This is a genomic window from Trichocoleus sp. FACHB-46 (assembly GCF_014695385.1).
In the GTDB taxonomy this organism is placed as follows: Bacteria; Cyanobacteriota; Cyanobacteriia; order FACHB-46; family FACHB-46; genus Trichocoleus.
The window spans coordinates 1-6617 of record NZ_JACJOD010000044.1; the positions used below are offsets into that span (position 1 = coordinate 1).

Below are 6617 nucleotides of genomic sequence, written 5' to 3' on the forward strand. Positions count from 1 at the left end.
ATGCCATTGAGATACATTTTGATGCACAGTTGCTTGATGTCATCGGAGTAAGCCCAAGGACGGTAAGACTCGAGAAATTGGCGACCACACTGCTGGCACTGATAGCACTGTCTGCCGCGACGGTGACCGTTTTTAGCTGTGTGAGTGGAGTGACATTGAGGACATTTCATACCTTCATTGTGCCAAAGCCAGCATTACTCTTTCAGCAACGCCCAGATGCTTTGAGGTACTTGGACTTTTTACCATCAAAAATAGGGTTACGGCTTTTGACTTGCCAGTAACGCTTCCCAGTTCTAGCAGTACCACCAGCAGCAGTTTGGGCAACCCAACAATCAACCAGCATCTCACCACTCTCCAGGCTGATCTTCGTGCGCTCAGTCTGGAGAGTGGTGAGTTCCTGTTGCAGGTCTTGCAGCTTGGTCATCTTTGATTCATGTGCAATTTCTGCAATTCTATCAATTTTGCACATGAATCAAAAGGGAAACTGCCCTAAGCATTGAAGCCTGCGTTGAGCGAGGAGGCACACGAGGATCGGGCTTTGGTACGCTATCTAATCGGGCTGGCTTAGGTCAGGCAATCGCTCTTGTCCTAGTGGTGAACTTGAATCAGAGCAGGTACCTGACCAAAAGAGGTCTGTGGCTTTCGTCCAGAATGGCATGAGCAATTTGGCGATCGCCTTCGTTGAGTTTAGAGCTGACACAAAACGCTAAGACTTGAACTTCTCATGTTGACCACTGTGAAGTGGGGATACGGAATCAGCCTCAGCAAGTCGGTAGCTCTCTACAAAATTCCTTTAACAGCGCTTCCCACTGTCCTACATCGGGCGTTTGGTTAGGAAAGACACTTAATATAGTTTTACGTACGAAGCATTGATCAGTACCGTACTCGCAAATGACGACTGAAGTTGCCTTCAACTGAGCTTTTTCATAGCTTTGTCCGGGCCGACGAGCATATGCCTTTTGTCTCTCGCTACGCAGTTCCTCAAAGCGTTGGCGTTGCTCAGCAATCAACTGACCTCGCATTTGTTTGGATGGAGCTTCAGGTACTCTGGGCACAATGTTATACCTAGGTTCAAAAGTGCCGTTTATATCCAAAGGCTGTAATTCAGATTTGCGATATAGAGTGACTTGGTATAAAGGAATTATTTCTCCTGTGATCAGACTGATCTCATACGCTGCTTCATCTTCAGCGGGCGGAGGCAGATAATGTGGTGTTCCAAGATTGGGTGGTGGAGGAGAATAGGTGGAATAGATACGCAAGGTTTGCTGAGATAGATCACACAGCATATGAGTCACTGTACCCGTTAACCACAGCGGTGGCGATCGCATCAGGAGTCGCCCGTTGATAGTGACATACGCTGCAATAGCGTCATCTTGTACCACCCATAGGATGTCGTCAGTGACGCACAAAGGATACCCATCGTCCTGGGATTCCCACACAATGTCGCCCGAAGCAATCGAGCGGCAGATGACCTTGCCCTCAATCGAGCGATAAAACAAGTTGGATTCGGGCAAATCAACGGCAAGTGGATGCGACAAGGCAGGGGCCACCGCTGTTCGAGGGGCAGGATGAGTCAAGGTAGTCGGTGGAGGTCCTTCCTCGACCGCAGGTTTGCTTCTGCTGAGCGTACGTCGCCAAGAGTTTAGCCACTGCCACATCACATCGTCTCCTATTGCCTGGACAAATACACAACAGTGCTCTCAGGAGACACCATTAAACATTTCACTGAACACCGTGAAATTTGATACCTTCGACTCTAAGGCAAACTGCTACGGCAGCAGGAGATGGTTGTGGCAATTTCAATACTGTCAGATGCCTGCGAGTACGTGCTTGGATAGTGAAGGGATGATGAGTCATTCATAGCGACCCAATCAAAATTCTGGTTTCTACGGAAGAATTGGGAATTTATACCATGACTCGATTGGGGTGTTACGTCGTGGTTCTGAGGTTTGGGGGACTGGCAGGCGATCGCCTGTGTAAAACTGACTGCTTGATTAATACTAAAACTGTCTAAAAAACATTTTACAGACAGTTCAACTCGATGTTTTCCAAACAGTTTCAGCGGCGATCGCAGTATTTTGATCACGCCCTATCACGCCCTTTCACTCCTTTCGGCTCATCCAGGAAATTTATCCAATTTAGTCCTAGTGGAAAACCAGCGTCGCTATCCGCTAGGACTATTTTTGAGGGCGCAGCGGGCATGGAAGTCGGAGGGGCGATTGCTCCTACCTCTTCAATCATTCTCCTGCATGTAAGCAAGTTGATTTGTTGGAGAATACAACAGAAACACTTCATCATTGATGAATTGGCCACTGGCGAATCGGCCACTGACGTAACATTTTCCTCCTACCTCAAGATCTGACGGTTCCCATGAAGGTGGTGGAGAATACTCTCCCATATTCGGTGGTGCATCTATGCTGGAACACTCTTCAAAATCCTGAGCGAGTAATTGCTTCTGCTCAATAAACTTCTCAATATTTGATAAATTCACATTAAAGCGACAAGAGTAGGAATAACCGTAATCCGCATTCTGACCATTAGTTACACACTGAATGTTGGATGCTTTCCCAACAAGATTGGGATATTGAATGTAGAACCCAGCATAAGTTGGGATGGCACTACGGGTATTCAGCAGACGGGGAACAGCGAACCTAAGGAGTGAGAAATAAGCAATGAAACAATAGGGAACAACAATGGCACAAACAATGAGGAATCGAAGTAATTGTTTTTCCATTGAAGCTCCTTACGTAGTCTCTTTGTGAGCAATAGCACTAAAGCAGCCAGTACCACAACACTTAAGCTTCCAATTGCTTCGAGTATTCATATGACTAGTTGATAACATTCTGAGCGATCGCCCCTTTCACTCTTTCAGCTAGCTCTTTAAGGCCGTTAATCTCGCTGATTTGTGGGTGGCGATCGCTACTTGTATTTCCCGTCCAGCTTTCTCAATCATTTGCCTGCATGTAAGCAAGTTGGCTGGTTGGAGAATACAACAGAAGCAACCGATCAACGTAAGCTCCTGGAACTCCTCGATATTGGTTGTTGATGTAACATTCTCCTCCCTCCTGAACGTCTGACGGTTTCCACGATGCTGGAGGATACCTTCCTGCGGGCGGCGCATTCATGTTGGCACACTCTCCATCCTGAGGGAGTAATTGGCTCTCCCTAATAAACTGCTCGATATTTGATAAGTTCACATTGAAGCGGCAATGGTGGGAATAAGCGTAAGCTGTCCTGTCTAGACTATTCGTTACACACTGGAGGTTGGATACTTTCCCAATCAGATTGGGATATTGAATGTAGAATCCAGCATAAGTTGGAACAACGGTATGGGTATTTAGCAGACAGGGGACAGCGAAAGCAACAAGCAAGACATAGGCAATGAAACAACAGGGAGCAACGATGGCACAACCAATGAGTAGTTGAGGAACAGTAAAAAATGAACGTCTTGATCGTGGTGCCATCGTTATTCCCTATGAAGTAGCACTAAGCTAGCAAATCTCAAACGTTCAATCTTTCAATCTCGCCTAGAAACTCAAAGCCGCGATCGCTCCCTTCAGTTACGGCCCCAACACCTCTAAATATCGTTGAAGTACTCGCAAGCTACGACGACTCGATATCTCCTGAACAACTCGAAGCAGCACTCCAGTAGACTCATCTGAGTTAGCGCAGTTTGTTCAAAACTATGCGTGCTAACTCCCACAAAACCAAAGCAAGGGTGCAGATTAATCTTCCAAATTCAGATTGATTTGCGGAATGCATAACCAGTTGCTGAGTTCTTGAGCTAGCCACTGGGATTCTCTGAGAGTGAGTTGCCCGTGAGTAATCTGCTGGTTGCCAAGTCTCACTTGTAGGGCAACGTCCAAATAGTTGCCAAACCGGGGTCGAATTAGGCGGACTTGCCTGATCTCCTCTCTAGCCCAAGAACGTGTCCGGAATGGGTATCCGAATAGCTCATAAATCATCGCAACCCGTTGCCCATCAATCTGGAGCCGAACTCGATATTGGCTATAAAGCACGATGCCTACCAGAAATAGAGGGAGCGCGATCGCGAAGCCTGCTTGTGCAGAGGTTAGGAGACGCGGTGAGGATAGACAACCATCTCCAGTTCTTCCTTCACAAACGCTGAAGTACAATTGTCGATACCCAAACACAGACATGATGAAAGACAGTGAAGTAATGAGTCGCCAACCCATAGGGGCCAGTGGCAATGTCGCAGTTAACATCTGGTCTATTTTGTTGAGTGCAACCAGATGGGAAGGCGGCTCATCCCCCGCTACGACTGTCCTGGCTGTTGTTTGCTTTTCGTACCATTGGGCCAAGTTGTAGCCAAGGGCATCGCCGATGAGGGTAGCAAAGACAGAGACGGTCACGCAATGAAAGCCAATCAACAAAGCCGAGATTGGAATCATGCCTTTGTTGATATTGGTTAAGAGCACGCTCAGGCAGACACCAATGCCAGAAAAACCAGCCCCCATCAACCGGCTCATCCAGCGATGATATTTCACGTGGGTGAGAGGATAAAAAATCACGCAGGTGACGAGACCCAGCAACAAACCATTACATAGCCCTAGCCCCAGACCATACATAGCACCCAATAAAACGCCAAAATAGGCTCCACCGGGTATCGGAAAAAAGACACCTAAACCATACAGTCCACCAAAGGTCAGCCCTGCTAGCAGCCCCAGAAAAGTGCTTTGCCAGGTCATGCAGACCAGTACATACATTCTTGAAAGAGGCTTCACTGATTGCCTGTTTCCACGAGCCATCGTTCTGTCCCTTAGCAGTAGAACAAGCTTCTATCTTGCACCTAGTCCTTGGAATGAAGATGAGCGATCGCCCCCGCCAGTTACAATTTCGACACCTCGAGATACCTACTCAAAACCTTTACTCAAGCTACTGCCTCTCTCAATCTAGTCATCAGAGTCCCGCATGTAAGCGGTTTGACTTGCTGGAGAATACGTTAGCTCGTGAGTACCGATGGAATAGCATTGCACTCTAGTATCAGCTTCAAGCTCTTTTGGCCTCCACCAATGCCATGAAGGAGAATACTCAAAAGCCATAGGTTCCACTATGTCCGATGGGTCACATTCATTGTCAGAGGTATGGGCTAGCTTGCCAAACTTTAGTCCCTCTGCCCTAACGAGCAACCTGACACTGAATGGTTTCACATTAAAGCGACAGTAGTAGTCATGCCTGTCTAGCGCATTGTCAAATCCATCAGTTACGCAACGGAGATTGGATGCTTGGCCGAGGATACTGGGATACTGAAGGTAAAAGCCAATATAGGTTTGGAGAGTATTATCCGATTTCAGTAAACGTGGAACAACGTACCAGAGTAGATATACATAAGCAATCAAACAAACAGGCAAGGCGATGAGTAACCGAGGAACAATAAAAGATAAACGCCTTGATAGTTGGGCCATTGCAGCTCTCCGTGAAGTAGCTACCAAGCTAGCAAGTTTCTGGCGCTCAAGCTTTCAATCTCGCCTAGAAGCTAAGAGACGCGATCGCCTCCTCCAACTGAACCTCGGAAACCCCAAGGTACCGTTGAAGCACCTGTAGGCTGCGGTGCCCTGATATCTCCTGAATGACTCGCAGCGGTATCCCTGCACTGCTCATCTGGGTTAGAGCAGTTCGTCTGAAACTGTGAGTGCTAACTCCTATCAGCCCTAGGCGATCGCTTGTCTACAGCCTGGGTCCTCGATCTCGATAGGGATGGTTTTAGCGTTCCTAGAAGAGGTCAGTCAGATTGGAGAGAGATAGCGATCGACGCTGCCTTAATCGTTTTTTAAGTTATTGATTATGCGACATTTCAATGAACACAACTCTCTCATCAGTTCCTGTGACTTTGTAAAGCCTTGGCTCTGACAAAGCAGAACTATCAGTGACGCTGATCCACCAGTTCCCATCTCGATGCTGCAACCCAAAAACGCATGTCTGACCAAAATTTGCAATTGCAGCTGTTAAGGTTCCCGGTCTACTTAGATTTGAAGCGAGTCTGTTCACGATTGAGTGATTGCATTCCTAAGTAAATAAGTCGGGGTTCTAAGCTGGTTTTTGAGTCCACAGCTAGTACCTCATTCTAGTAGAACAATGCTGCTCTTAATTACAGGACTTACGCAAGAGTCATTTGTACGGACGGGTGCTTGAGTTGCTCAATCAGGTAGTCCGAGAGCATCCCTTGCTTGACCTGATAAATCGTTCTGCCGCTTTGGTACGCGACTGACTTGAGCCGACTCCAGACCAGCAAGGCACAGGCGATGTGGTTGCGTTGAATGCGGGCTTTGCGACACTGGCAAGCCTCAACACCTGTTAACTGCTTCAATTCTCGGTGAAACTCCTCAATCTTCCAACGAATGCCACACGCATCTTGCGTGGCATCGGTCGAATCTTGAGCCAAGTCGTTGGTGGCGACAAACTCCGTCCTGTGGGTAGAAACAGTGACCCGGAATAGTTTCACTTTCTTGTCAGCAGGAAAGCCACGAACTTTGATCAACCTACCAGGACTTACGCAAGAGCCATCTGAACAGACGGATGCTTGAGTTGTGCAATCAAGTAGTCCGAGAGCATCCCATGCTTGACTTGATAGATGGTTTTGCTGCTCTGGTAAGCGA

The 6617-nt window shown here is 47.5% G+C and carries 7 protein-coding genes and 1 pseudogene; all 8 read right to left on the reverse strand.

Annotated elements, in window-relative coordinates:
* Window positions 1–202: 202 nt before the first annotated feature.
* A complete protein-coding gene (locus H6F72_RS24680; RefSeq protein WP_190441937.1) occupies window positions 203–424 on the reverse strand; it encodes a hypothetical protein in 222 nt (73 codons plus the stop codon).
* A gap of 337 nt (window positions 425–761) precedes the next feature.
* Window positions 762–1658 (reverse strand): hypothetical protein, encoded by an 897-nt coding sequence (locus H6F72_RS24685; RefSeq protein ID WP_190441938.1) that lies wholly within the window; start codon window positions 1656–1658, stop codon window positions 762–764.
* A gap of 575 nt (window positions 1659–2233) precedes the next feature.
* Window positions 2234–2734 carry a hypothetical protein gene (locus H6F72_RS24690; protein ID WP_190441939.1) on the reverse strand — a complete coding sequence of 167 codons (501 nt, stop codon included), beginning with the start codon at window positions 2732–2734 and terminating at the stop codon, window positions 2234–2236.
* A 211-nt stretch (window positions 2735–2945) separates the two neighbouring features.
* Complete coding sequence (locus H6F72_RS24695) at window positions 2946–3464, reverse strand: hypothetical protein (RefSeq protein WP_190441940.1); 519 nt, start codon at window positions 3462–3464, stop codon at window positions 2946–2948.
* Between the two features lie 261 nt (window positions 3465–3725).
* Window positions 3726–4709 carry a hypothetical protein gene (locus tag H6F72_RS24700; protein WP_190441941.1) on the reverse strand — a complete coding sequence of 328 codons (984 nt, stop codon included), beginning with the start codon at window positions 4707–4709 and terminating at the stop codon, window positions 3726–3728.
* A gap of 204 nt (window positions 4710–4913) precedes the next feature.
* Window positions 4914–5426: a hypothetical protein gene (locus H6F72_RS24705; protein ID WP_190441942.1), complete on the reverse strand. Its 513-nt coding sequence runs from the start codon at window positions 5424–5426 to the stop codon at window positions 4914–4916.
* A 64-nt stretch (window positions 5427–5490) separates the two neighbouring features.
* Entirely contained in the window at window positions 5491–5670 is a 180-nt protein-coding gene (locus H6F72_RS24710; RefSeq protein ID WP_190441946.1) for a tyrosine-type recombinase/integrase, read from the reverse strand.
* Between the two features lie 448 nt (window positions 5671–6118).
* Window positions 6119–6617 (reverse strand): annotated as a pseudogene (locus H6F72_RS24715) (hypothetical protein); the annotation flags it as partial.

Coding starts and splice junctions, on each gene's coding strand:
- H6F72_RS24680 (WP_190441937.1), bottom strand. CDS start 424: ATGACCAAGCTGCAAGACCTGCAACAGGAACTCACCACTCTCCAGACT.
- H6F72_RS24685 (WP_190441938.1), bottom strand. CDS start 1,658: ATGTGGCAGTGGCTAAACTCTTGGCGACGTACGCTCAGCAGAAGCAAA.
- H6F72_RS24690 (WP_190441939.1), bottom strand. CDS start 2,734: ATGGAAAAACAATTACTTCGATTCCTCATTGTTTGTGCCATTGTTGTT.
- H6F72_RS24695 (WP_190441940.1), bottom strand. CDS start 3,464: ATGGCACCACGATCAAGACGTTCATTTTTTACTGTTCCTCAACTACTC.
- H6F72_RS24700 (WP_190441941.1), bottom strand. CDS start 4,709: ATGACCTGGCAAAGCACTTTTCTGGGGCTGCTAGCAGGGCTGACCTTT.
- H6F72_RS24705 (WP_190441942.1), bottom strand. CDS start 5,426: ATGGCCCAACTATCAAGGCGTTTATCTTTTATTGTTCCTCGGTTACTC.